The 24,412-nt window shown below is 38.7% G+C and carries 26 protein-coding genes; 7 read left to right on the top strand and 19 right to left on the bottom strand.

Annotation, left to right across the window (positions count from 1 at the left end):
* Positions 1-89: 89 nt before the first annotated feature.
* From aepX to N773_RS23520, 9 genes are all read right to left on the bottom strand, one after another.
* The gene (gene aepX / locus N773_RS0116975; RefSeq protein ID WP_024858896.1) at positions 90-2,099 is read right to left on the bottom strand and encodes a phosphoenolpyruvate mutase; all 2,010 of its coding nucleotides are present in this window, start codon (positions 2,097-2,099) and stop codon (positions 90-92) included.
* A gap of 2 nt (positions 2,100-2,101) precedes the next feature.
* Positions 2,102-2,944, bottom strand: coding sequence for a LicD family protein (locus N773_RS0116970; protein WP_024858895.1), 843 nt, complete (start codon positions 2,942-2,944; stop codon positions 2,102-2,104).
* Between the two features lie 128 nt (positions 2,945-3,072).
* The gene (locus N773_RS0116965) at positions 3,073-4,161 is read right to left on the bottom strand and encodes a glycosyltransferase family 4 protein (RefSeq protein ID WP_242840413.1); all 1,089 of its coding nucleotides are present in this window, start codon (positions 4,159-4,161) and stop codon (positions 3,073-3,075) included.
* Complete coding sequence (locus tag N773_RS0116960; protein ID WP_024858893.1) at positions 4,158-4,757, bottom strand: acetyltransferase; 600 nt, start codon at positions 4,755-4,757, stop codon at positions 4,158-4,160. The genes N773_RS0116965 and N773_RS0116960 overlap by 4 nt, the downstream gene beginning before the upstream one ends.
* Positions 4,758-4,759: 2 nt before the next feature.
* A complete protein-coding gene (locus tag N773_RS20500) occupies positions 4,760-5,506 on the bottom strand; it encodes a sugar transferase (RefSeq protein ID WP_043537898.1) in 747 nt (248 codons plus the stop codon).
* A complete protein-coding gene (locus N773_RS0116950) occupies positions 5,503-6,774 on the bottom strand; it encodes a DegT/DnrJ/EryC1/StrS family aminotransferase (RefSeq protein WP_024858892.1) in 1,272 nt (423 codons plus the stop codon). Before N773_RS0116950 ends, N773_RS20500 begins: the two co-directional genes overlap by 4 nt.
* Positions 6,775-7,494: 720 nt before the next feature.
* Positions 7,495-8,085, bottom strand: a complete 591-nt coding sequence (locus N773_RS22995) for a hypothetical protein (RefSeq protein WP_242840412.1) — start codon at positions 8,083-8,085, stop codon at positions 7,495-7,497.
* Between the two features lie 57 nt (positions 8,086-8,142).
* A complete protein-coding gene (locus N773_RS22990) occupies positions 8,143-8,820 on the bottom strand; it encodes a hypothetical protein (protein ID WP_242840411.1) in 678 nt (225 codons plus the stop codon).
* Positions 8,821-8,838: 18 nt separating this feature from the next.
* The gene (locus N773_RS23520) at positions 8,839-8,928 is read right to left on the bottom strand and encodes a transposase (protein ID WP_155250934.1); all 90 of its coding nucleotides are present in this window, start codon (positions 8,926-8,928) and stop codon (positions 8,839-8,841) included.
* A 1,048-nt stretch (positions 8,929-9,976) separates the two neighbouring features.
* Here N773_RS23520 and N773_RS22335 point away from each other — a divergent pair.
* Positions 9,977-10,150 (top strand): hypothetical protein, encoded by a 174-nt coding sequence (locus N773_RS22335; protein WP_155250915.1) that lies wholly within the window; start codon positions 9,977-9,979, stop codon positions 10,148-10,150.
* A 229-nt stretch (positions 10,151-10,379) separates the two neighbouring features.
* Positions 10,380-12,698, top strand: a complete 2,319-nt coding sequence (locus N773_RS0116925; RefSeq protein WP_024858890.1) for a peptidase domain-containing ABC transporter — start codon at positions 10,380-10,382, stop codon at positions 12,696-12,698.
* A 297-nt stretch (positions 12,699-12,995) separates the two neighbouring features.
* Here N773_RS0116925 and N773_RS0116920 read toward each other — a convergent pair whose 3' ends face one another.
* Both N773_RS0116920 and N773_RS23515 read right to left on the bottom strand, forming a co-directional pair.
* A complete protein-coding gene (locus N773_RS0116920; RefSeq protein ID WP_024858889.1) occupies positions 12,996-13,415 on the bottom strand; it encodes a hypothetical protein in 420 nt (139 codons plus the stop codon).
* Positions 13,416-13,433: 18 nt separating this feature from the next.
* Positions 13,434-13,523 (bottom strand): transposase, encoded by a 90-nt coding sequence (locus tag N773_RS23515; protein WP_242840439.1) that lies wholly within the window; start codon positions 13,521-13,523, stop codon positions 13,434-13,436.
* Between the two features lie 511 nt (positions 13,524-14,034).
* On the opposite strand from N773_RS23515, the gene N773_RS0116915 reads away from it, so the two are divergent.
* The 4 genes from N773_RS0116915 to N773_RS0116900 all read left to right on the top strand — a co-directional run bounded on the left by N773_RS0116915 (position 14,035) and on the right by N773_RS0116900 (position 17,661).
* Positions 14,035-14,214 (top strand): helix-turn-helix domain-containing protein, encoded by a 180-nt coding sequence (locus N773_RS0116915; protein ID WP_013483404.1) that lies wholly within the window; start codon positions 14,035-14,037, stop codon positions 14,212-14,214.
* 213 nt (positions 14,215-14,427) lie between these two features.
* The gene (locus tag N773_RS0116910) at positions 14,428-14,715 is read left to right on the top strand and encodes a hypothetical protein (RefSeq protein WP_024858888.1); all 288 of its coding nucleotides are present in this window, start codon (positions 14,428-14,430) and stop codon (positions 14,713-14,715) included.
* A gap of 385 nt (positions 14,716-15,100) precedes the next feature.
* Complete coding sequence (locus N773_RS0116905; RefSeq protein ID WP_024858887.1) at positions 15,101-15,640, top strand: hypothetical protein; 540 nt, start codon at positions 15,101-15,103, stop codon at positions 15,638-15,640.
* 665 nt (positions 15,641-16,305) lie between these two features.
* Positions 16,306-17,661: an ATP-binding protein gene (locus N773_RS0116900; protein ID WP_024858886.1), complete on the top strand. Its 1,356-nt coding sequence runs from the start codon at positions 16,306-16,308 to the stop codon at positions 17,659-17,661.
* Between the two features lie 314 nt (positions 17,662-17,975).
* Here the strand turns inward: N773_RS0116900 and N773_RS0116895 are convergent, their stop codons facing one another.
* The 8 genes from N773_RS0116895 to N773_RS20485 all read right to left on the bottom strand — a co-directional run bounded on the left by N773_RS0116895 (position 17,976) and on the right by N773_RS20485 (position 22,233).
* On the bottom strand, positions 17,976-18,308 hold the full coding sequence (locus N773_RS0116895; RefSeq protein ID WP_024858885.1) for a type II toxin-antitoxin system RelE/ParE family toxin: 333 nt from the start codon (positions 18,306-18,308) through the stop codon (positions 17,976-17,978).
* Positions 18,301-18,612 (bottom strand): type II toxin-antitoxin system RelB/DinJ family antitoxin, encoded by a 312-nt coding sequence (locus N773_RS0116890; RefSeq protein ID WP_024858884.1) that lies wholly within the window; start codon positions 18,610-18,612, stop codon positions 18,301-18,303. Before N773_RS0116890 ends, N773_RS0116895 begins: the two co-directional genes overlap by 8 nt.
* A gap of 296 nt (positions 18,613-18,908) precedes the next feature.
* Positions 18,909-19,028, bottom strand: coding sequence for a transposase (locus N773_RS21970; protein WP_242840438.1), 120 nt, complete (start codon positions 19,026-19,028; stop codon positions 18,909-18,911).
* Positions 19,029-19,301: 273 nt separating this feature from the next.
* Positions 19,302-19,664 (bottom strand): hypothetical protein, encoded by a 363-nt coding sequence (locus tag N773_RS0116885; protein WP_024858883.1) that lies wholly within the window; start codon positions 19,662-19,664, stop codon positions 19,302-19,304.
* Positions 19,665-19,782: 118 nt separating this feature from the next.
* Positions 19,783-20,145, bottom strand: a complete 363-nt coding sequence (locus N773_RS0116880) for a hypothetical protein (protein WP_024858882.1) — start codon at positions 20,143-20,145, stop codon at positions 19,783-19,785.
* Between the two features lie 9 nt (positions 20,146-20,154).
* Complete coding sequence (locus N773_RS23510) at positions 20,155-20,391, bottom strand: deaminase domain-containing protein (RefSeq protein WP_196231654.1); 237 nt, start codon at positions 20,389-20,391, stop codon at positions 20,155-20,157.
* A gap of 44 nt (positions 20,392-20,435) precedes the next feature.
* On the bottom strand, positions 20,436-20,843 hold the full coding sequence (locus tag N773_RS20490) for a toxin-antitoxin system YwqK family antitoxin (RefSeq protein WP_043538381.1): 408 nt from the start codon (positions 20,841-20,843) through the stop codon (positions 20,436-20,438).
* Between the two features lie 157 nt (positions 20,844-21,000).
* A complete protein-coding gene (locus N773_RS20485; RefSeq protein ID WP_242840410.1) occupies positions 21,001-22,233 on the bottom strand; it encodes an ATP-binding protein in 1,233 nt (410 codons plus the stop codon).
* 468 nt (positions 22,234-22,701) lie between these two features.
* Here N773_RS20485 and N773_RS0116865 point away from each other — a divergent pair, with 468 nt between their 5' ends.
* On the top strand, positions 22,702-24,342 hold the full coding sequence (locus N773_RS0116865) for a leucine-rich repeat domain-containing protein (RefSeq protein ID WP_024858881.1): 1,641 nt from the start codon (positions 22,702-22,704) through the stop codon (positions 24,340-24,342).
* Positions 24,343-24,412: the final 70 nt, after the last annotated feature.

Raw genomic sequence — 24,412 nt, 5'->3', positions numbered from 1 at the left:
GCAGACAAGCAGTATCTTTTTTGTACCAGTGCTCTTGAAATATTCGTCAAGCTCAGTGTAATTCTCACTTGCTGTTAGTATATTCTGCATCATACATCCTCCGGGATAAGTCTGATGATCTCCTTGAACGGCATACAGATATCATCGCATTCTTTAGCACGGTGATGTTCAAGTATCATCTTTGCGGCATTCTGCATAGCGGGGAAACCTGTTCTTGTGAGCTGATTTGCATAGATAACAATATTTACGCCACGCTCTTTGAATTCTTCCTCGGTAACAGTGTTGAACGAAGTCGGAACAACAACGATAGGCGTTGTTCTGTCCTTTGCTCTGAACTTCTCAACGAACTCAAAAATCTCAGCAGGGTCTTTTTTACGGCTGTGTATCATGATAGCGTCTGCGCCTGCATCTGCAAATGCAAAAGCTCTTTCAAGTGCGTCGTTCATGCCCTGTTCAAGTATAAGGCTCTCGATTCTTGCACAGATCATGAAGTCCTTCGTTTTCTGTGCTTTCTTGCCAGCCTTTATCTTCTCACAGAAATCGGGGATAGCTGCCTGCGTCTGCTGAACTTCTGTACCAAACAGACTGTTCTTCTTAAGACCGGTTTTGTCCTCGATTATGACCATTGAAACGCCCATACGTTCCAAAGTTCTTACCGTATATACAAAATGTTCTGTCAGTCCGCCTGTATCACCATCGAAGATAATAGGCTTTGTAGTAACTTCCATAATATCGTCAATAGTGCGGAAACGGCTAGTCATATCAACAAGCTCTATATCGGGCTTACCCTTAGCAGTAGAATCGCAAAGGGAACTTACCCACATAGCGTCGAACTGTCTCGCACCGCCGTTCTCATACACAACGGTATCCTCAACAATAAGCCCCGTAAGACCGCTATGCGCTTCCATAGCAGTAATAGTGCCTTTCATGGCAAGAGCCTTGCGAAGTCTGCTTCTTCTCATGTCGGGAGTGGAAAGCTCGGAGCGAGAGCGGTTCTCCAGTTCCTTATACTTTTCATCGGTAGAATAAGGATACTCGACAAGTTTTCCACCGTATGAAGCGAGAACAGATGTCACTTCATCACGGATAGGCTTCTGAAAACCGCTTACCCAGTCATCTCCATGAACAACAATGTCGGGCTTGTACTTTTCAAGATTTTCCTTATAGCTGAGATTTTTTTGCTCTACAACATTATGTACGCCAGCAATGTTTTCAAACATTGTCTTACGCTCTTCAAAAGGCAGCATCGGGAATCGCTTGTAGCTTACAACAGCCTCATCGGAAAGAACGCCAATAGTCAACTTGCCAAGACGTGCAGCCTTTTTGATGATAGCAATATGACCGCTGTGGATAACGTCCGTCGAGAAGCACATATATACACTTCTATTTTCGATCTCTTTGAGCTTAGCAGAAACAACAGCGAGATCTTCGGGATTGTCGATCTCAGAACAAAGTCTGTTTTCAACGTCCAGAGCTGAGATGTTTGCCGCACCATTCAGCTCGTTGAGAGCGTTCTCAGCGTAAACCTTTGTATTTCCTGCTTCACAGAACTCGACTATCTTGTCAAGCCATACCTTCCAGTCATCTCTGTTCAGCTTATACAGAGCCTGCGCTTCCATAGCTTCATTGAAGATATCCACGCCGACTTTCATGACTTTTCCATCAACAACTTGAGCCTTGAAATCCTTCTCAGGCAAAGGAAGAGTAGAGCTTACGGTCATGCAGCTTTTTTCGTTTGCGACAACATCATCAAATACAGTATTCTCGAATACAAGATCTCCGTGCATGAGTATAATGTCATCATCAAGATACTCACGAGCGCAGTAGATTGAATATATGTAGTTCGTTTTGTCATAGACAGGGTTATTTACAAATGTGAAGTGCAGTGGTAGATCAAGCGAGTTACAGTAGTTTACAAGCACTTCGTCGAAATAACCTGTTGTCATAACCACTTCTGTAATTCCTGCTGCTGCTATCTGTTTGAGTTGTCTACTAAGTATTGTTTCAGTTACAGAAACCTCGGTCATACATTTTGGGTGTTCAGAAGTCAAGACACCCATTCGAGTGCCAAGTCCAGAGTTTAAAATTATAGCTTTCATTTTCATTCTTCAATAGATACTCTTAGTTCCTCAAAATTGTGTTTATAGTCAACGATTATCGGTGTATGTTTCCATGTTCTGTCACATTCAGGCGGTAATTGCATATAATTTCCATACATTGCTTTCAAGAAACCGTCGTAATTTTCAGTTATAAGATATTTTTTCTTATTGAATTCTTTCTTAATTATTCTATTGAAAAGATCATTTGGATAATACATTTTACTAAAAGCGAACGTACATGGCACAACCAACTGATAGCTATTATTTTTGTTCCATTTTGTCATAAAATGAAAAGTTAATTGTTTAATTATTCTTTTGATTGATTTCGGGAATGCCAGTAATACTTTTTGAATCAATAAATATGCAGTGTTCTTGCTATTGTCACAATAATCTCTAGACAACAACATATATACCGAAAAGGCAATGAATTGTAATTTTCTTTGTATTCCTTTTGGTGCTACTCTATCCATAGGAAAAATATCAATAAATATTCCTTTATGATATTTCTTTATCATTTCTTTTTTATCTTGAATAAATGTAGTATGATCCTTACGCAATTTACAAAAATTATTGGGATAATCATCTCTTGAATTATATTCATCTTGAAGTATATAACCGTCTATTGGATTATTATTCCAAAATGATATAAAGCAGTCATAATCTCTTCTTGGCATAATAATGTCTATATCGTCATCCCATGGTATAAATCCATTATGCCTTATTGCACCTAAAAGGGTTCCATACCCCAAAGAATACCTGAATTTGTTTTCAATACATATTTTATGGAACAGATCCAATATTTCTTGTTCATGTTTCCATACCATTTTCATATCTATAGTGTCCATACTAAACTCCAAATTAGCTTTTCATTATTAATTGCATTTAGCAACTAATGAAGCAAACAACTCATATTATTTGCTAAACAAGATGCTCTAACAATGCAAAGCTAATGCTTTCAAATGTCATTTTACTTTTAACTTATAATATCTAGTGATTTTATAGTGTTGATAACAACCTTTTTCTTATCAAAGTTCCTTACCATATGCTTTCTGCCAAGAATTCCCATTCTTGCTTTATTATCTTTTGTTTCTATAGCAAATCTTTTCATAACTTCAAATAAGTTTTTGGTGTTTAGCTTCTCGCAAAGGAATCCACTTTTTCCATCAACAACCGACTCGAGACACCCATGAATATTACTTGTAATTACGGGTCGCCCACTCGCAGCACATTCGAGATTAGTATTTGCCATTCCCTCATGCCAAGAAGGCAGAACAAAGCAATGACAATTCTTGATAAACGATCTTACATCTTCCTGATATCCATGATATCGAAGCCACCCTTCTTTTTCAAAGCGTTGTATAATTGGCTCATAATTTTCTTCAAGACCACCAACAACGTCAAGAGAGCAATTGATCCCTTCTTTTCTAAGCATTCTCATAGCCTTGAAAAGCTCGTTGACTCCTTTTTCTTTCATGACCCTGCCAATAAAAAGGAAGCGTGTTTCTTCTGTATCAGTCGGATACTCCTGATAACTGTAGTGTTCCAAATTAACACCCGCTCCGTTTAAAAGACAGGTCTTATCCTTTGATATTATCCCTTCGTCTATAAATATTTGCTGGTTTTCACAGTTTTCAAAAAAGACCACTTTCGCACTTCTGAGGGCTGCCTTATACATAGCAGTAACCAGTTTTCTTAACGCACCCTGTTTCTGAAATGCTGTTCCAAGACCCGTGATATTTACAGCGTAAGGTATCTTTAAAGCTCTGCAAGCTAAACTGCCATATATATTCGGCTTTATTGTATATGTAATGACCAGATCAGGTCTTACTTTCTTTAATAGTTCACAATAGTATATAAGAAGCTCAAGGTCTTTAAACGGATTAAGACCTCTGCGATCAACAGGGGCGTCGATAAACTTGCACCCCATCGCTTTTAATGGCTCAACGAGTTTTCCATAAGGAAGAGAAATAAAAACCTTATTATCCTTTAATAACTCTTCGATCAATTCTTTACGGAACTGATAAAGACCAACATCATTATTCGCAAGTATCAGAATCCTCAATATATCACCCTCGCCGGCACCCCAACATAAGTGCCTTCTTCTTCAATATTCTTGACTACAACAGCCCCTGCACCAATCATGCAGTTGCCGCATATCGTTATATTATTTAAAATCGTCGCACCTGCACCGATCCATGTTGATTCGCCAACTGTTACTGTTCCACATAAATGCGCACCAACAGAGACATGAACGAAGTCATTAACATCACAATCATGGTCAATGGAACTGCAGGTATTAACAATACAACCATTACCGATAATAGCACCGGGATTGATAACAGTGCCTGCCATTACTACAGAACCTTTGCCAATAACAACATCTTCAGCGATAACTGCGTTTGGATGAATAAGCGTTGCCAGACGTTTATCAGAAAGCCTTTCCATTACCCGCTGTCGAATTTTTGCATTACCAATGCCAACGATCATATCATTCTGAACATCCTTGACTTTTTCGGACGTTCCTACAACCGGATACTTTCCGCAGAACTTCAATTTCTTGTTATCATCAAGAAACTCTATTTCATCATACCCGTTGAGTCTTGCTATATCTGCAATCACTCGTCCATGCCCAGATGCACCGATTATCGTTAATTTCATTTTCAATTACCCATAAACTCTTCCATCGTTGCTGAAGTCTCAGAGCTTATTCCATCTTTCTTTAAAACGATCTTTACCGTGTCAAGAATAACCTTAACATCGCCCTTGAAAGTTACTTTATCTACATACTTTACATCCCAGTCAAACTTTTCTTCCCAGCTGATAGCATTTCTACCATGAACCTGAGCAAGTCCTGTAAATCCGGGACGGACATCATGTCTTCTCTTTTGGTGATCATTATATCTACCAAGGTATCTGACCAACAGTGGTCTCGGACCCACAACAGCCATATCACCCTTAAAAATATTTATAAGTTCAGGAAGCTCATCAAGACTTGTCGCCCTTAAAGCCTTACCAAACCTTGTCAAGCGAACATCATCTGGCAGCAACTCACCATTCTCATCACGCTCATCCGTCATAGTCCTGAACTTGTAAAGCTTAAATATCTTCTCATCCTTGCCTGGACGCTCCTGAGTAAACAAAACAGGTGAACCCAGCTTTGTTTTAACAAGAACTGCCGTTACCGCTAGTATCGGACTAAACACAATCAGCGCTCCGGTACTCAGGAAGCAATCAAGCGGTCTCTTGATAAATCTCTCATAAACACCATAAGGCTTATGCCTTAATTCTTTGCCGTAGTTCTGCAATTCTTCAATTCGTTCTGCAATAAAAGCAAAGCTAGCAGTCACAGCAGCTATAGCTGAAATGCAACCGGCAACTTTAAAGAAACCTTTCAGAAACTTATTCATTCAAAACAACTCCTGATGATCTGAATAATAACGTCCTGCTCATCCGCAGTCATCTTATTATCACTGGGCAGGCACAACCCTCTGTGGAAGATATCCGCACCAACATCCACCATGCCAGTCTCCTTTATGTAGGCGTTACTTCTCGCACGACCGTTACCGTTCGCTGTAATGAACGGATTACTGCGGTAGATAGGCTGCATATGCATTGGTTTCCAGATCGGACGTCCCTCAGCGTTGTACTGCGCCATTTTTTCGAGTATCTCAGTGGGGCAAGACTTGCCCTGCTCGTGTATGTAAAGAGCATCCTGCTCGCCGCGAACCTGCTTGCACATAGCGTCTTTGTCGATAATAAGACAGCTGAGCCAGAAGTTCGGAACACTGTTCTTTTTGTCATAAGGATTCATGCTGACAGGCAGACCCTTGAAACCTTCCTTATATCGCTCATAGATTGCTTTCTTCTGAGCGATATGCTCGTCAAGATAAGGAATCTGTCCACGCACGATACCGGCAACAATATTGCTTATACGGTAGTTGTAGCCGATTTCCTCGTGCTGATACCACGCAGCATCCTCACGGCTCTGAGTGCTCCACTTGCGAACCTTGTCCGCATCTTCCCTGCTGTCGGTCAGGAACATTCCGCCTGCCGAACCAGTGATTATCTTGTTGCCGTTGAATGAAATGCAGCCATAGTCACCGAACATTCCGGTCTGCTTACCTTTATATGTAGCACCAAGGCTCTCGGCAGCGTCCTCAACTATCAGCGCACCGTGCTTGTCGCAGATAGCCTTTATCTCATCGATCTTTCCTGGAGTGCCATAAAGGTGGGCAACGACTACCAGTTTGACATCGGGATAGATTTCAAACGCTTTTTCCAGTGCGACAGGATCCATATTCCATGTATCATACTCGGTGTCGATGAAAACAGCCTCGCCGTCCTCATAAGCAACTGGATTGACGGTCGCATCGAAAGTCATATCTGAGCAAAAAACCTTGTGTCCCTGTAAAGTACCACAGTTTGGCTTTGGCATACCGTAGAGTTTCTCGCCTGCCAGCTTAACAGCCAAATGCAGCGAAGCTGTTCCACAGGAAAGACCAACAGCATACTTACAGCCTACATACTCAGCAATCTGCTTTTCGATCTCATTTATGTTCGCACCAACAGTGCTGACCCAGTTAGTCTCTATCGCTTCATCCACCCACTTCTGCTCGTCACCATGCATAGTGGGAGATGCGAGCCATATCTTCTTTTCAAAAGGTTTGATATTCATATCCATACTTCCCTTATGGTTTTATATTAATGCCTTTTCACCAATATAGTGCCAAGGCAAAGTCATTTCTTGTTTTTAAGAACAATGATTATCTTATCATTATCTGAAGTGATTGAAATGATCTATATTTTATAGTCGGTTTCAAAACTATCAATCATTACCATCAAGCTTTTCTATAATTGGTGAAGTTATCTTCTTAACAAATTATTCAACCATATATGTCATATAATCCACCAAATTTTCGTGAAATAGCGCATTTTACGTAATGGAGTAGTATAATTAATATAAACCAATGTTTACACCATTACAATATAATAGTATATCATCATAAAAAGCTAATGTCAAGTTAATTTGGCGTTGTTTTATGAATACAACATAAACAGTACTATAAAAATGCTAAAATTTGACATACTTTTAAACGGAGAGGTACATATGAGTATTGGAAGCACATACTTTCGAAAGGACGGGCGATGGGAAGCGCGTCTGAATTTGGGGATAATTAACGGAAAATATCAGTCAAAATCTTTCTATGGAAAGACGAAAGAGGAAGCACAGAATAAATTGATGCTTGCAGTCATTAGCAGTTCAGAAATCGTTGTAACGGATATGACCGTGAAGCCTCACACGACTAAAGTCGCGTGCTTCCAATAGTGTCCTAGCGGACACGCCCACTTTAGGCAGGCGGACTACGTTTCTACCATACAGCCTGAACTCAGAAAATTATGCTGTTTGAGCAATAATTTCCGCATTCAGGTTAACTAAGGTAGAGAACGTGCAGGTGCTTCTCTTACTGCATTGAGGGACTTTAGCCTCAATGAGCAACCTTGAATTCTCATCCAAGGATTTTAATATTTCACGTATGAAATATCTTGCCCCGATATTATACGAAGCAGATAGATCACAGTTGTAGGTCTTGCCATTTTGAAATTTGCATAGCTCATAGGTATTGAAACCACCGAATTTACCACGAAGTACAAAACCACTGCCATCGTAGGCAAGGCGTGACGTATTCCATGCACAGATATGGCTTACTCTCATACCTAGTCTGTGAGCTTTATTCGTTACAATAGACTGTACTTCCTGACTGCGCCACAGCTTGAGTTTCTGCTTTTTAGAACCGCGGACCTTACCGTTCTTGTCTAAATGCTCAAATACAATAACATCTGCATTATAAAGAACGGCTATATCTACGATGCAGTTCGCAGTTTTTATGGCAATGTCGTGATTGATGCCTTTGGCTTTTGCCCAAAGCCTTGGTGTTTTATAGTTACCATGCTGCTGAGCTTTTTTTATACGGTTAACACAATGCATCAGATGGTCTGTTTCTTTGGTAAGCTTACAAAAATGCCTTCCAAGAATAGTGCCATCTTAACGCATTACGGAAATCGTAGCGGCAGTGTTGATACCAAGATCTACAGCAACAATGGTCTGTTCATACACAGATATATCTGCAAGTTTGACCTTTTCCTCAAACGGAAATCCCAAAAACCACTCCTTGCCTCGTTTTTGAAGTGTTGGAGCGCATTGCTTGCGAAAACTGCAATGCCTGTATATATAATCCATATCAGACTTTTTAAGGTTTATCGTTATCCAGTCCCATGTATTACGGATGTAGACTTTGATCTGGGCAGTATAATCACCGGTCCGATTGTACATTACTGTACGATACATAGACGGGAATGAATAACCTGCTTTTGGATACGATGGTTCTCTTCCGACCGGATCTTTGATCCAGTTATCGAGATTGGTTTTGTAAGATGATACCTTACCTATAGCCTCGTTAATAGCACCACGGCGCAGATAGCTTGGCATCTTATAGAATTTGGCATCAAAATCATAAATTGGATCGGGATTATCTTTTGTAGCATGGATCAGTGTTTCGATATATGTGAGTCTACTCACCCCTTTGAATGTAACAATGTTATCCCAATGATCCAGACAAACGCTGATAAGGTAATCTACAGCATGTCTGTATACGATAACGGTATCTTTAAAGATGTTGTTGTAATGCTTGATCTTAACGCTGTAAGTCGTATATATCTGCATACTGCAGACTCCCTCCTTCTACTTAGTTCTTTGAGAATTAATGTAATCTGTTACCTGTTTAAGACTTCTGTCGCTTACAGTTGCTACAAAATACGATGGATTCCATATATATTATAGCAGATTTATTTAAGAATAAAAAATTATATATACTTAAAAGTTTTGCTGTGATTGTGTCACGCGTGACACAATCAAAATTTAATGATTTTTTTGATCTAAGAAGCAGAAAGACAGCTGATCTTACTCACTTAGCTGTCTTTCACTTAAGAATTATAGTATCTGACATTCTTAAGTGAGGCTTACAGTTTACAAGACGAAGTATATGATCAGGACTTCCTGTATTTGGTAGCTCTTACGATATGGTATTACAATGAATATACATACCCTCGACAATGCACAACAGAATGTCTAGAAATGCCGCCTAACTCATGACTAAAGTCACGAGCGTGCGGCGGCAAAATCGTCAGACACTTTATGATATATATCAAAATTCATATAAAATTGGCACAGGAAATAACTCAGTACTTTCTGTACCTTCATCATATATCATTCATATACTTTTCCCTTTCCATAAAGTTTCATATGGTATCACTTTGTTTCTCTTTGAATTATCTTTTGTTTTTGGAAAGAGTATTTCAAGTATTAGAGAAATATCTGGTGTTTGATTTTGAAATGAGGTGAAAATGTAGCGAAGTTATGATGAAACGACAGGTTTTATTACTGTCTAAATTTTAGACACCTTAAATAGAAGTGAATTAAGTGCTTCATTATATATTACATAAGCTTATTTTATAAGACGATCACTAGACTCCAAGTTCCCTGCTGTTTTATTTTGAACTTGGTTTTTTTGATTTCGTTTAGTGTATCGTAGATATACATAATTGCTGAGTTCACAAAGCTCAACATTTAATCTACAAATCATTTAATATATAATTCATTAATTATACAACAAGCACAATTCGCGGTAAGAGTAAACATGTATATTGCGCATTGACATATTGTGGAATTTTTGTTATCATAATTAAGTAAAAGAAAATCGTTATTAATATTATTTTCGAAAATTTCAACTACAATAGGTATGTATTAAAGCTGAATACGATTCGCAAGTCGACACGGATCGTTCAGATAAAACAATTTTTAAGAAAGAGGTGTTTATCAAATGAAAAAGATGAGTGTTGAGGCAAAAAAAGCTGCAAACGGTGGTAAAGCAAATATCGTATCACATTGTAATATTTGTGGCTGGGCTGTTGAAGATGTGTGGTGGGCACGTAGTATTCACGATTCTGTATGCCACCCCGGTAGATCAAGCTGGACTGATAGGGCTCTCTGGTAAAAAAAGGAGTTATTTATTATGAAAAAAATGACTAAGACTTCAATGAAAAAAGCTAATGGCGGAATGTTACAGTGCCCATATTGTCATACGCCTTTCCCTTTTTTCTTCGGATGGGAAAAAAGGTATGATAATCACGTAGCTAAATGCTCAAAAGGCAATTATTGGCTGTACTAAATAAATAGAATTTTATAAAATTGCCTCGCTGCAATTATGCGGTGGGGCATTTTTTATGGAAGAAGGTTTTTTTTTGAAGTATCCACATATAAAGCAGCACGATGAAACGGATTGTGGTGCTGCCTGCTTGTCAATGATAGCTGAATCCTATGGAAAAAGGCTGAAGCTTGCAACTTGTCGTGAACTTATAAAAGTAGACAGTCAGGGGGCAAGTATTTATGGTATAGTTGAGGGCGCTAAGCAGTTAGGATTAGAGGCCGAAGGACTTGAGGGCGAATGGGATGAACTTGTTGACGGGATAAAAAACAAGGAATTTGCTCTGCCCTTTATCGCAAGGATTATCAACGACCAGCACTATGAGCATTTTGTAGTTGTATATAAAATTGATGAGAAATATGTAACTATCGGGGATCCCGGTGCAGCTAAGATAACCCGTATTACGGTGGAAAAGTTCCGTGATCAATGGCAGGAACAGATAGTTTCTTTTGAAAAAGGAGCCGAATTTGTGGCTGACGATGAACGCAAAGGCTCTTTCAAAAAGTTTTTCAGGTATATAACCTGTCAGAAAAAAATGCTGACGTTTATATTTATTTCATCAATAATCGTGACGTTTATAAACCTTTTCAGTTCGGTGATGCTGCCATATGTCTTTTCAGCAAGCAGTGCTCCGGCTTTGGCTTCGACAATTGAAGAAGAACATGAGCATGAACATGAACACGAACATGATGAAGCAGCTGAAAAAGAGCAAATGGATGCCCTCGGTTATCAGAAATACGAAAAAACGATCACTATTGTTGAAAAGGTTCAGAACAAATTCGATGTTGTATTTAAAAATCTGACAACGGTTTCTGTGATAATAATAGCACTTTATCTACTCGGTATTGTCGTAAACATACTTAGAGGTTATCTGCTTGCAGAAACCTCAAAGCGAGTTAATGTTCCGCTTACAACTACATATTACGACCATTTGCTTGATCTTCCTATGAATTTCTTTGAAACAAGGAAAACAGGCGAACTTATGTCACGTTTTTCTGATACGGAAAAAATACGTGAGGCTATCTCGGCTACGGCTCTGACCGTCATGCTTGATTCCATAATGGCAATTGGCTGTGGAATAGTGCTGTTCTTTATCAGTAAAACACTTTTGCTGGTAGTAATGGTCGTTATAGCTATATATGCTCTGATAGTTTTTCTGTTTAAAAACCCAATAAAACAGGTAAACCATAAATATATGGAAAGCTATGCAGTAGTGACATCATATCTGAAGGAATCGGTAGACGGCATTGAAACAATAAAAGCCTATCAGAATGAGAAGAGTTCCAAAAACAAGCTTTCACATTTATTTGGTGATTTTGCAGACTTTACTGTACACGGTTCACTTATATATATCATACAGGAAGCACTTGTTTCCGCAACCGGCTCAATCGGAATAGTTGTGCTGTTGTTTATTGGCGCAAAGCTGTGTGCAGAAAACATCATCAGCATACTTGACCTTTTTGTGTTCTATTATCTTATCGGGTACTTCATAAATCCTGTAAAGAATCTTATAAATCTTCAGCCTGAGCTTCAGACAGCTGTTGTTGCAGGTGAAAGATTGAACGATGTTCTTGATGCAAAATCTGAAGATGACGGGGCAACCGTAAACCTTGAAAACATTGAGAATATAACTGCAGAAAATTTATCATTCTGTTATGGAAACCGAGATCTTGTACTGAAAGACATAGATCTTGAAATAAAAAAGGGTCAGAAAATAGCACTTGTTGGTGAAAGCGGAAGCGGTAAAACAACGTTCATAAAACTTCTTATGAAGTATTACGCACCAAGTTCAGGTGAACTTAAAATAAACGGCAAGCCGTTGACGGAATACTCAATAAAATCTGTAAGAAGCAAGATTTCTTATGTTTCACAGAATATTTTCCTGTTTGCGGATACTGTTTTGAATAACCTTACAATGTATGATAGCAGTATCCCAGAAGAAAAAGTAAGAGAAGTATGTAGACTTTGCAGTATTGACGATATTATTGAAAAAATGCCGCTTGGCTACCATTCAATGCTCGGTGAAAACGGAAGTGAGCTTTCGGGTGGACAAAAACAGCGTATGGCATTAGCAAGGGCAATGTTAAGAGATCCTGAGATAATCATTCTCGATGAAGCTACAAGTCACCTTGATTCGATAACAGAGGGAAATATTAAGGAAGCCTTTGACAAGGTATGCGCGGGAAAAACTGTGATCCTGATAGCACACCGCCTGAAAACCATTCAGGAATGTGATATGATTTACGTTATGGATAACGGTGAAATAATCGAAAAAGGAAATCATAGCAGTCTTATAGAACAAAACGGAGTCTATGCAAGACTTTTCAAAAATTCATAGCAAAAAAAGTGTGTTGCTATCCTCTTAACAACAGCAAGTGATATATATCATATAATAAAAACGCATAAAAGTTTTGGCAATGACGGATCAAAGGTCTAAGAAGTATTTAAAAATATTTAATACGTTCAAGCAGCGGCTGATGAAGATTTCCTTGAACTGTTAAATCAGCTTTGATCTGTTACCTTAATGGTGAAGCCTCACACGACTAAAGTCGCGTGCTTCCAATAGTGTCCTAGCGGACACGCCCACTTTAGGTGGGCGGACTACGTTTCTACCATAAAGCCTGAACTCAGAAAATTATGCTGTTTGAGCAATAATTTCCGCATTCAGGTTAACTAAGGTAGAGAACGTGCAGGTGCTTCTCTTACTGCATTGAGGTACTTTAGCCTCAATGAGCAACCTTGAATTCTCATCCAAGGATTTTAATATTTCACGTATGAAGTATCTTGCCCCTATATTATACGAAGCAGATAGATCACAGTTGTAGGTCTTGCCATTTTGAAATTTGCATAGCTCATCGGGATTATCTTTTGTAGCATGAATAAGTGTTTCGATATATGTGAGTCTACTCACCCCTTTGAATGTAACAATGTTATCCCAATGATCCAGACAAACGCTGATAAGGTAATCTACAGCATGTCTGTATACGATAACGGTATCTTTAAAGATGTTGTTGTAATGCTTGATCTTAACGCTGTATGTCGTATATATCTGCATACTGCAGACTCCCTCCTTCTACTTGTTTTTTTGAGAATTAATGTAATCTGTTACCTGTTTAAGACTTCTGTCGCTTACAGTTGCTACAAAATACGATGGTTTCCATATATATTTATTATAGTAGATTTTTTTAAGAATTTAAAATTTTATATACTTAAAAGTTGTTCTGTGTTTGTGTCACGCGTGACACAAACAGAATTCAATTTTTCTTTTTATGAGGTTTAAGAAGCAGAAAGACAGCTGATCTTACTCACTTAGCTGTCTTTCACTTAAGAATTATAGTATCTGACATTCTTAAGTGAGGCTTACAGTTTACAAGACGAAGTATATGATCAGGACTTCCTGTATTTTGTTGCTCTTACGATATGGTATTACAATGAATATACATACCCTCGACCATGCACAACAGAATGTCTAGAAATGCCGCCTAACTCATGACTAAAGTCACGAGCGTGCGGCGGCAAAATCGTCAAATTGCATTAAACCTGGATTTAGTTTTGTGCAAATATCCAAAACTCACTAAAATGGTGGTAAAGTCCTTGATGCGTCACCAAGATGGTGGTATAATTTAATCAAGAAAACGTCGTTTTGTGGAATGGCTTTTAAAGGATGTGATATTATGACCGTAAAGGAAATGCGTGCGAAAACAGGGCTATCCCAAGCCCAGTTCGCAAAGCTCCTCGGGATCCCCAAGAGAACTATCGAGAATTGGGACGGTGGAAAAAGCAACTGTCACGAGTATACAATCAAGTTGATAGATTACTTCCTTACGCACGAAGGATTATACAATGAGGAGTAATTTGGTAGATAAAATCAAAGAAATCTGCCTGATTTATAAAACAAGGTTCTCATAGTCGAAAACGAACTCACGCAATGCGAAAACTCTTTAATCACTTTTGCACTGGCAACAAATCGGGAGAACGACAGCTTACTGTAAAAAGGGTCTCCCCGGTGATCGTAAAAGCAGAATATGAGAACGTCGTGACGATACATAAGGTGAAATAAACTTACTATGAGTGATATGAAAAACGTATATACCGGGGCCTTTGGCAAAGTGAATTCTCCCAAAGAACAGCATCAGATAATGAATGAAAACTACAGCAAAATATGCCTGGAATTTGCTGGAATATGCCGTAGATACCGACTTATGCTAGATGAAAAGTTCAAGGAGATAGTCAGGCTCAGAGATGAAGTGATAAAGCATCAAAACACTATTTCGGCGCAAAGTCGGCAGATAAGAAATCTGCAAAAGGAAAATTCTAAGTTAAAGAAAGCATTGCAAAAACAAAAAAAGAAATAAGCGGAAAATCATATAAAAACTCTGAGCTACACGGCGTACCTCAGAGTTTTTTGAATGGAGTTTAGTTTGTAAATTTATTTCTTTCAGCATCTATAACTGTGTTGATTGATCATATTTTGATTCAATCTTGTCTATTTTTCTAAAACATCGGAATCGATTAATTTTAACCGTAAGTGAAGTGTGACTGCTTTTGCATATCGAGTTAATTGTCTATTCTATATTGTGGTAATTTGGTAGATTAACAATAATTAAGTATATAATCCTAAATCGTATACTAATTTATTGACATTCTATAATGAACATGATATACTAACTTTCGCGCGTTATCAATTATAAGTAATTCGCCATGCAATTTCGGCATGAAAACTTATTCAGGAGGATTAAAATGGATAATAAATATTCAAAAAAATTTCTTACTGGTGTGATATTTTCATGCGCATTATCCGCTTTGATTGTAATACTACGGATTTTCAAAATTGCAGTAATTTTAAAACCGAGCAGTGTTTTTTGGACAATTTTTGCTGTTTCTATTGTATCGTTTATTGTTTTGATGTGCAAGAAAGCGAATAAGAAAAATGTTATTCTGTTCATTGCAGGAATTTTCATATATTTTTCTGTATTTTTAGTATCTCTGTTTCGAGTTGGTACAATCGGAGGAACTGAGTATTTTAACACGATAAGTTCTGATGATGGCAAGCATACAGTAGTATTGCATGAATTTAAGAGACCTATACACAGTGGATTTACAATATATAAGAAAATTTTTCTAAATATTTATATATGTGAATATTGGACTGATGTAAGACCGGGTTATCTTCCTTTTGAAAGTGGAGATTGTAATTATGAATGGGATAATGATACGCTGAATATCTCTTTCAAAAGAGATGAAAATGTTGGGCACGAGACAGTTTCCATTGTTTTCTGAGTTAGAGCTTTCGTTTAGTGGCAGTCTTTGGAGACGTGTGCGGTGGTTGATATTTAATTTATCCAATTTTACTGGTGGTATGTTATTTAGCAGTTACATTTCATAGACAACCAAAAGCCCGACTGGTACACATTTACCGAACCGGAAGACAGGCGTTAGATTCGACAAACAAAAACACTCATTCGAGGATTTATTCTTGAATGAGTGTTTTTTTGGTAACCGTCAAATACCCTGCACCCCATAAAATATCAGACCCTGCAAGGAATCAACATCCCTGCAGGGTCAAATTTATTCATCGCCATTGAGTTTGAGATTTTTATCTACATGTATATGTGTTATATATGATTGTGGATTTTTTCTTATTGATTATATGTGAAGCAGTATGATCTCAACGAATGCAAATACCTCGACAGACCGATGACGCTTGAAGAATGCCGTCAGGAAAAGGAACATAGGCTTTGTCTGCACCGTTGGATTTGATTTTAAGGACACAGACGGATTTGATCTGATCGGCGGAGAAACACTTTTCACTGATATTTTGTAACGAAGATATAATAATTCGCTCGAATTTTGTATTGTTAATTTATAAATTCACTCTAAAAATGTTATAACCTCTTGACTTTTGGCTCAGATTATTGTATGATAGTATCAGGAGGTGCAGCAATATGTATATGCGAAGAAAAATAGACCGGTTTCTAAGCGACTGGAAACTTGACAACGACAGAAAGCCGCTTATCATTAAAGGTTCACGTCAGATAGGTAAGACCGAATCAATCCGCCACTTTGCAGCAGAACACTACGAAAGCGTTATAGAGATAAATTTTGTAGAAGAACCGAAATACACGATGATAACCGCAGACGGTTATAAAAGCGATGCAATCATCAAAAACATCTCACTGATCGACCCAACCAAAAAATTTATCCCCGGAAAAACGTTGCTCTTCTTCGATGAGATACAGCACTTTCCCGATATTGCCACAAGTCTGAAATTCTTCAAACAAGACGGACGCTTTGATGTGATATGCAGCGGTTCGATGCTGGGCATCAATTACCGCAGGATAGAAAGCAACAGTGTAGGCTACAAAAAAGACTATATCATGTACTCGCTTGACTTTGAAGAATTCCTGTGGGCAAAAGGATATGATGCTTCGCTGCATGACGATCTGCTCGGTGCTATGCTGGAGCTGAGACCGTTCAGCGAGCCGGAAATGGCAGTGTACCGTTCATTGTTTCTTGACTATTGTGTACTCGGGGGTATGCCAGCCGTTGTGAAGCAGTATATCGAGAGCGGTATTTTTGAAGGCTCTCTCGATACGCAAAGACAGCTGATAGAGGACTATAAAGAAGATATCAGAAAATATGCAGACGGTGTAGACCAGACCAGGATCATCAATGTCTTCAATAGCATAGCACCGCAGCTTGCAAAAGAGAATAAGAAATTCCAAATCTCAAAAGTCGCTTCCGGAGCACGCTTTCACACATACAGAGGTTGTATTGAATGGCTCACCGACGCAGGGATCGTTAATGTATGTAATTGTATGAATTTTCCTGAACTGCCGCTGAAGGGCAACATTGATCCTGATAAATTCAAGCTGTATTTTTCAGACAGCGGACTGCTTGTAGCAATGCTTGATGATGAAGCACAGGACGACCTTCGTGCCAACAAAAATTTAGGCGTTTACAAAGGCGCTCTTTATGAAAATATGGTTGGTGAAGCACTGGTAAAAAGCGGCTGTGAGCTGTGTTATTACAAGCGTGATGACTCTACGCTCGAACAGGATTTCTTTCTGAGAACAAGCAATTCTCTTGTTCCTGTTGAAGTGAAATCACAGAACGGCAGAGCAAAGTCCCTGCGGACACTGATCAGTTCGGAAAAATATGCTGACATACGCTTTGGTGTTAAAATGATAAACGGCAATATCGGCTACAGCGATCATATCTACACATTTCCATATTTTTGCACATTTTTGCTCAGAGAGTTTCTGAAAGCCGGAACATTCGATGAAGAAAAAGACCTGTAAACCACAAAACCGCCGTCAGGGTACGAACCTGAACGGCGGTTTTTTCTATTATGTAAGATGCTTGAAAACGGCGTAAAATCGAGGTTTTATATACCCCTCACTGAACCTGTTGAACCCCCTCATAGAACCGATTGAAAATCGTCAAGCAAAGGGAAAATATAAGAAACACGGCTACCAGCGCCAGATCTATAATAAATCATATAAAGTAGCTTTTCCAGTGAAGGAGGGCTGCTTTTTCTTCACAGCTATTGTATCAATCACCTATAGTTTTGATCCCTCTGGAATATGAATAAACAAGCACACTAAAGCGATATTTACTTCATCGGCATATCAGCCAGAGCATCCTTCTGCTCTCTCCTTGCGTAAATGACATCAGTTACTATGACTCTGTTTTCAAGCTCGTTAATCCAGAAATATACATAGTAATTCCCGATAGTCATTTGATGTATACCTTCGGTGCGCCAAGGCTCTTCCTCTATAAGCTTGACCTTGTTAGGGAAATTGTCAAGCTCTGTTATCGCATCAAAGATCATTTTCACTGTATTGCGAGCCGCCTGAGGTGCTTTAAGCTTATTTCTGATATAATCTGCTATGGATCTGATCGAGTTTTCAGCAAACGATGTAACTTCGACCTTATATTTACTCATTACCCAGTTCTCCCATCAGCCTGTCAAATACAGTGTCAGCAGGAGTTGACATTCCATGTCTTGCCTGTTCAAGCCCTACGGACATTCTCTGGTCAAACTCTTCTTTTGTCATTTCATCACGTGCTTTTACATCATTCACAGGAATCGAGGGACGAAACGGCAGACCGTTCCAAAGTATTATCTCACGATAAAACATATTTATTGCAGTTGAAACAGGTATTCCAAGCTTTTCCATTACAGCCTCAGCCTGAGCCTTTACTTCGGGCTCGACCCTTGCTGTAACATTTGCAGTTCTTGTTGCCATAGTATCGACCACCTTTCTAATGATATTATACCACAATGTATCGCAAATTGCAATACATTTTCAAAAAGATTTTAAGATGCTTTCAATATTGTCTGATGCACAATTAAATCATTCAGCGCTCTGTTAGTGACGAATCTTTCCAAGGACTAGTAGATAAGCTCGTGTGACATCCTCCCCCGCCTAAAGAGGCGGGGGCTTCCCCTGACCTCAGCGAGTTCGGTTCTCGTTCGATAGTACTAATGTACTAAGCATATGCGAGCTAACCCCGTGTGTCCCACGGCTTTTATGATTTAAGACTATCCTAATGCTATTAGCATACCTTCATTTCTTATATTTATTGCAGCATTTACATCTCTGTCATGATGAGTTTCACATTTGGGACAGTCCCATGCTCTTACATTCTTGTTTCGGTGAATAATGGATCGTTTCAGTTAGTGGATGAAGATTTTGCTTTTGATGAAGTTCCGGAAGTAGATGAAATGATTGCTGAAAATCTGATTCGCAGCAGAGGCTCAATTAACGAATATTATGATATATTTAAGCAAAGACAGCCCCAAAAATATGCAAGCTTAATAGATGCATATAGAAGAAAGAACTATGATGTATTAAGTGAATTCGGGTTGCCGACTGCACCAGGACCTAATGGGTGGGTGACGACATTGTATTTATCATCACCGGATCAATGCAGATTATCTGTTATCCTCAAATATCTCTATTTTACTCTCACTCAATTCTTTAACAATTTTAATAAAATCCTTATATTCATCAGCATTTAGATGAGTAAAAGTCGGATTGGATTGAATTATTTCATTTGTATTTCTTTTTATTCTTTCAATGATATATTCCGGAAGAGCTCCGACTTTTTTCCAGATCGCATGGTATAAAATGATATCTGCAATAACCATTTGTTCAGTATCTTCAGCTCCTAAAACTTCTTCAGTGTACTGCCTTCCAATATTTTCCGCATCCAAAGGGTGTCTTTTAAAATATACTTCAAGTGACTCAATCAAATTTGTTTTTTCTTCAAAATAGTTATTTTTTTCTATGATCATATTAATTCCTCACTTCGTAATTCGTATATTATTATGAATTATTTCAATTTCAATGTTTGTATGTCGTTCATGGAATTGGGTCACGACATTGTATTTATCATCACCAGATCGATGCAGATTATCTGTTATCCTCAAATATCTCTATTTTCCTCTCACTAAATTCTTTAACCATTTTGATAAAATCGTTATATTCATCAGCATTTAAATGATTAAAAGTTGGGTTGAATTGTAAAATCGCATTTGCAATTCTTTTTACGCTTCCAATGTCAAACGCAGGAAGAGCTCCCGCTTTTTTCCAGATTGCATGGTAAAAAATGATAATTGAAATAATTAGTTGTTCAATATCATCAGCCGGGTCAACTAATTCATAGTCCAGTCTTGCAATATTCGCTACATCTAAAGGGTATCTTTTAAAATATCTTTCAATTGATTCTATCGTATCGTTTTTTACTTCAAAATAGTTATTATCTTCTATGATCATATTAATTCCTCACTTCGTAATTCGTTTACCATTATAAATTATTTCTATTTCAATGTTTGTATGTCGTTCAAGGAATTGCGCTATTACATCGCTGCAACTATCACAACACTCTAACTCTGTAAATAGCTTTATTTTACCGGATATATTGGGCGTATTTTTAATCTGTCTTTCAATTTCGCTAAGTATCTTATACTCTGAACATACTTCACGTGGGAAAAACTTGCCCTCCTCTATCGGCTGCTTCAAATGCTGTAAATGGGCTTTCTTCAGGGTGCCAAGCCATATGGTGTTTACGCTTCACCTTGTCTTACAATATCTTCGTTTTCGTCATATTCGGTATACTTGTAATGATAATCGTTTTTATAATGATCTCTTATCAATTTTAACTTACCTGAATCATACCATTCATACGATTTTCCTACCGGAAATCCACCCGCAAATACTCCGCAGCTTTCAATATTTCCCGAAACATGGAACCGTATGGACAGTCCGTGCTGTCTTCCTTTCTCGTAATACGAATAATACGCAAGATTTCCGTTTCTGTATAATTCAAATAATAATCCGGTAAAAGGAACGCCTTCACTGCTGCATACCAGGTCGCCGTAATCGCCGCCCCAGCATATTTCTTCACCGTGAAATTCGGTTCCGTGTTCTATAACATATTCCTTTGATAATACATCTATTTCGCTTGGTTTCATAAGTCCTCCGATTGCTTTAAATTATATACTTTTATCAATTACATAAAAGGAAAGCTTTAAAAAATGTTAAGATAAATATTTATCTTACTGTGTTTTTGGATAACTTTATTTATAGTATATTGGAACTCTACGGGGTGCATCAGAGCAAGATATGATTTCAGAACAGCTCTACCCGTTCAAGCAAGAAGTCGATAAGGCTGCAATGGAAAATACCGTTGTTGTCATAGTAGTTGTGAGATATATCCTGCCTGATAACGATCTTCTTGAAGAAATCCTTTGTGAGCATAAGGGAAGACAGCTCTAAATCGGTCTTGTCCTCGGTGTTCATTCGCAGTGCGGATTGGATATATATGCGCTTGTCGGCATCGTTGACAACAAAATCTATCTCCTTCTGCATATTACGTCTATTGGAACGGTCTGCCACTACACCAGCATCGACCGAATAACCCCTGCGCAGCAGTTCGTTATAAATGATATTCTCCATCAGATGCCCGGGGTCGAACTGCCTGTAATTGAGCCTTGCGTTTCGGAGTCCCATATCGGTGTAATAATATTTGTTCGGGTACTTGAAATAGGTTTTGCCCTTGACGTCGTATCGCTTAGCTTCGGAAATCAGGAACGAATCCATTATATGTCTGACGTAATTCGAAACGAGCGCAGGATTGATCTTCTCATTTTTCATGCTAGCGAGAGCATTTGATATATTAGTCGGATTGGTCAGCGAGCTTATCTGCGAGGCAAGGAAATCAAGTATATCATTAAGAATATCCTCACGTTCAATGCCGTTTCGCTCAACAATCCCCTTGATATATAGCTCACGATACAGGCTGGAAAGATATTCTTTTTTATCCTTTTCGTCATCAAGTGAAGTTATCCTCGGCATACCGCCATAGAGCATATACATATCCAGCGCCTTGCTTTCATCGACCGAGACCGCTGAACAGAACTCCTTGAACGAAAGCGGATAAACGTGTATCTGCGAGGCTCTCCCGCGGAACTCGGTTGCAATATCGTTGGACAGACCCTTTGAATTACTGCCCGTAACATAAACATCAAGGTTCTTATATGCTTTCAGCTCGTTGAGCATATCGTATATATTGACCTCGATACCACCATTTTCTTTGTCCACGACCTTGCTTGTCATCTGAACTTCATCGATGAACAGATACAGCTTCCTATCCTTGTTTTCGTTGACGAGCGTTTCGACATACTCGCAAAGTACGATCGGATTACGGTATTTGTAATAACGCCTCTGGTCGAGTTCGATCTTTATGATCTGTTCTTCGCTAACATCATGTTCAAGAAGATACTGATAGAAAAGGTCAAGCAGCAGCACCGATTTGCCGCATCGTATTATACCTGTAATGACCTTGATTTCGCCGTTCCACATCTTGTGAACGATACGGTCAAGATATTAATCCCTGTTAATCATGATATTTCACCTCGAATTTACGTCGCTTGTGACGCAACTTATAGATATAGTATAACACACTTCTCAATTATTATCTAGAGGTTTGAGAAAATTCACATATAAGTTATGTCTATTGTGACGCAACTTGTAGGTGATATAGTGATTGAGTAAAATTGCATCACTAACCAATGACATACGCTTCTGCGGGAGATATTCTGTTGTAATGGTGCAAAATATAGGAGAAAAAAGTTTAGAAGGAAAATAGTTCTATATCATTCTTACAATTGACCTTTCCTCTGAACTATGCTATAATTATTTCAGCAAACACATCGCTTAGTAAACGGTGCAGATGAAATTGTCGGAACCATTAAAGATGAATGCTTTAATGAGGCTAAATAATGATGGTTGGAGTTTCAGATCATTTTTTGAAAGGTTTGAGTGAAAGATATGAATAAACGTATCATAAGCGGCTTGGCGGCTGTTGTACTTGTGCTGTCGGGCGTGGGCGCGAATGTCGGTAACTTTGTTGGGTTAAGAACAGAGATCACAGCAAGCGCAGATAATTTAGTTTATGGGGATTATACATATTCCGTGCTTAATGACGGAACGGTTAGGATCATGAGTTATAATGGTACGGATACGGAACTTGCAATTCCTGATACTATTGACGGGAAAAGTGTTACGGCTATCAGAAATTATGCATTTTCCACCAATTCCACTCGTAAAAGCCTTACAAGTGTGATCATTCCGAATAGTGTTACGAGCATTGGTGATTACGCATTTTCCGAATGTAAAAACCTTACAAGAGTCACCATTGGTAAAAGTGTGAAGAGCATTGGCAAGTACGCATTTTGGTATTGTTCTCTTACAAGCGTTACTATTCCGTCCAGTGTTACGAGCATTTCAGGGGAAGCATTTCTTGGCTGTTCAAAGCTTACAACGATCAATGTTGATAACAAAAATATGAGTTATGCTTCTGTAAACGGAGTTTTGTATAGCAAAGATATCAGTGAATTGATATGCTTTCCCTGTGGAAAAGCAAGTGTTAGCATTCCGGAGAGTGTTACGAGTATAGGTCAAAGCGCTTTTATGGGTTGTGAAAAACTTACAAGCGTGACTATCCCTAACAGTGTCAAGAGCATTGGCAGGGGCGCATTTTGGAATTGTTTCTTTACAAATGTGACCATTGGGAACGGTGTTAAGAACATTGTAGATTACACATTTTACTGTTGTCCAAACCTTACAAGCGTGACCATTCCGAATAGTGTTACGAGCATTGGCAATTCTGCTTTTGAAACTTGTAAAAGCCTAACAAGCGTGACTATTCCTGACAGTGTTAAGAGCGTTGGTCAATCTGCATTTAAAAATTGTCCAAAGCTTAAAAGCATTACAATTCCGGCAAGTATTACGAGCATTGGCTATGAAGCATTTGGATTTGATATTTCTTCTAATGAGATACCCGGTTTCAGGATATATTGCTACAAAGGCACTGCCGGTGAAAGATACGCCAAAGGTTACGGTCTTGTTTACAAACTTCTTGACGACAATCCCTACGTGACATCGACCCCCGGCAGCAACTGCGCAAACCTCAAATGGAATGCCGTTCAAGGTGCAGAAAAATACGCTGTTTACGGTCTTGTCAGAGGCAAATGGCAGAAGTTTTCTGAAACTGTAGATACTTTATACACGGTAAAAAATCTCAAGGCAGGCACCAATTACGAAGTCGCGGTCATAGCGATGTTCAGCGGCAAATGGAACACCGATTTCTCCAAAGCAATAACCGTCTTCGCCGACGAAAGCGCTGCTTCTAAATATCCCAAAGTCACGGATATTGATTACAACGAGCAGTATCACCAGTTCAAGTTGAGCTGGGATGCGGTTGACGGTGCCGAGAAGTACGGCGTGGCGGTATTTATCGCCAACAAGTGGAAGATCGTTACCCAGGATATCCCCGCAAACAAAACGAATTTCACTTCTCCCAAGCTCAAAGCAGGACAGACCTATAAGATGGTAGTCTGCGCCAAAGTGAACGGAAAGTGGGATACGGACAATATCAGCGAAAGAGCGGTCATTGTAAAAGTGATCTGATACTACAAAGAGCAGCGCGAAGCTGCTCTTTTTTGTGAGATTGAATTTGAGATTTTTATTTTTAGACAGA

The sequence above is a fragment of the Ruminococcus albus AD2013 genome (assembly GCF_000526775.1).
In the GTDB taxonomy this organism is placed as follows: Bacteria; Bacillota; Clostridia; order Oscillospirales; family Ruminococcaceae; genus Hominimerdicola; species Hominimerdicola alba_A.
The sequence above is the reverse complement of the archived record's forward strand: the minus strand, read 5'-3'. Positions and strand labels throughout refer to the sequence as shown.

What these genes read in the sequence shown, in the direction of transcription:
- N773_RS0116905 (WP_024858887.1), top strand. Translation starts at nt 15,101, where the DNA reads ATGGATAATAAATATTCAAAAAAATTTCTTACTGGTGTGATATTTTCA.
- N773_RS0116890 (WP_024858884.1), bottom strand. Translation starts at nt 18,612, where the DNA reads ATGGCAACAAGAACTGCAAATGTTACAGCAAGGGTCGAGCCCGAAGTA.
- N773_RS0116915 (WP_013483404.1), top strand. Translation starts at nt 14,035, where the DNA reads ATGACCGTAAAGGAAATGCGTGCGAAAACAGGGCTATCCCAAGCCCAG.
- N773_RS0116970 (WP_024858895.1), bottom strand. Translation starts at nt 2,944, where the DNA reads ATGGACACTATAGATATGAAAATGGTATGGAAACATGAACAAGAAATA.
- aepX (WP_024858896.1), bottom strand. Translation starts at nt 2,099, where the DNA reads ATGAAAGCTATAATTTTAAACTCTGGACTTGGCACTCGAATGGGTGTC.
- N773_RS22990 (WP_242840411.1), bottom strand. Translation starts at nt 8,820, where the DNA reads ATGCAGATATATACGACTTACAGCGTTAAGATCAAGCATTACAACAAC.
- N773_RS0116865 (WP_024858881.1), top strand. Translation starts at nt 22,702, where the DNA reads ATGAATAAACGTATCATAAGCGGCTTGGCGGCTGTTGTACTTGTGCTG.
- N773_RS20485 (WP_242840410.1), bottom strand. Translation starts at nt 22,233, where the DNA reads ATGTGGAACGGCGAAATCAAGGTCATTACAGGTATAATACGATGCGGC.
- N773_RS20500 (WP_043537898.1), bottom strand. Translation starts at nt 5,506, where the DNA reads ATGAATAAGTTTCTGAAAGGTTTCTTTAAAGTTGCCGGTTGCATTTCA.
- N773_RS22335 (WP_155250915.1), top strand. Translation starts at nt 9,977, where the DNA reads ATGAAAAAGATGAGTGTTGAGGCAAAAAAAGCTGCAAACGGTGGTAAA.
- N773_RS0116900 (WP_024858886.1), top strand. Translation starts at nt 16,306, where the DNA reads ATGTATATGCGAAGAAAAATAGACCGGTTTCTAAGCGACTGGAAACTT.
- N773_RS0116895 (WP_024858885.1), bottom strand. Translation starts at nt 18,308, where the DNA reads ATGAGTAAATATAAGGTCGAAGTTACATCGTTTGCTGAAAACTCGATC.
- N773_RS0116920 (WP_024858889.1), bottom strand. Translation starts at nt 13,415, where the DNA reads ATGCAGATATATACGACATACAGCGTTAAGATCAAGCATTACAACAAC.
- N773_RS0116880 (WP_024858882.1), bottom strand. Translation starts at nt 20,145, where the DNA reads ATGATCATAGAAGATAATAACTATTTTGAAGTAAAAAACGATACGATA.
- N773_RS0116960 (WP_024858893.1), bottom strand. Translation starts at nt 4,757, where the DNA reads ATGAAATTAACGATAATCGGTGCATCTGGGCATGGACGAGTGATTGCA.
- N773_RS0116950 (WP_024858892.1), bottom strand. Translation starts at nt 6,774, where the DNA reads ATGAATATCAAACCTTTTGAAAAGAAGATATGGCTCGCATCTCCCACT.
- N773_RS20490 (WP_043538381.1), bottom strand. Translation starts at nt 20,843, where the DNA reads ATGAAACCAAGCGAAATAGATGTATTATCAAAGGAATATGTTATAGAA.
- N773_RS22995 (WP_242840412.1), bottom strand. Translation starts at nt 8,085, where the DNA reads ATGCATTGTGTTAACCGTATAAAAAAAGCTCAGCAGCATGGTAACTAT.
- N773_RS0116885 (WP_024858883.1), bottom strand. Translation starts at nt 19,664, where the DNA reads ATGATCATAGAAAAAAATAACTATTTTGAAGAAAAAACAAATTTGATT.
- N773_RS0116910 (WP_024858888.1), top strand. Translation starts at nt 14,428, where the DNA reads ATGAGTGATATGAAAAACGTATATACCGGGGCCTTTGGCAAAGTGAAT.
- N773_RS0116925 (WP_024858890.1), top strand. Translation starts at nt 10,380, where the DNA reads ATGGAAGAAGGTTTTTTTTTGAAGTATCCACATATAAAGCAGCACGAT.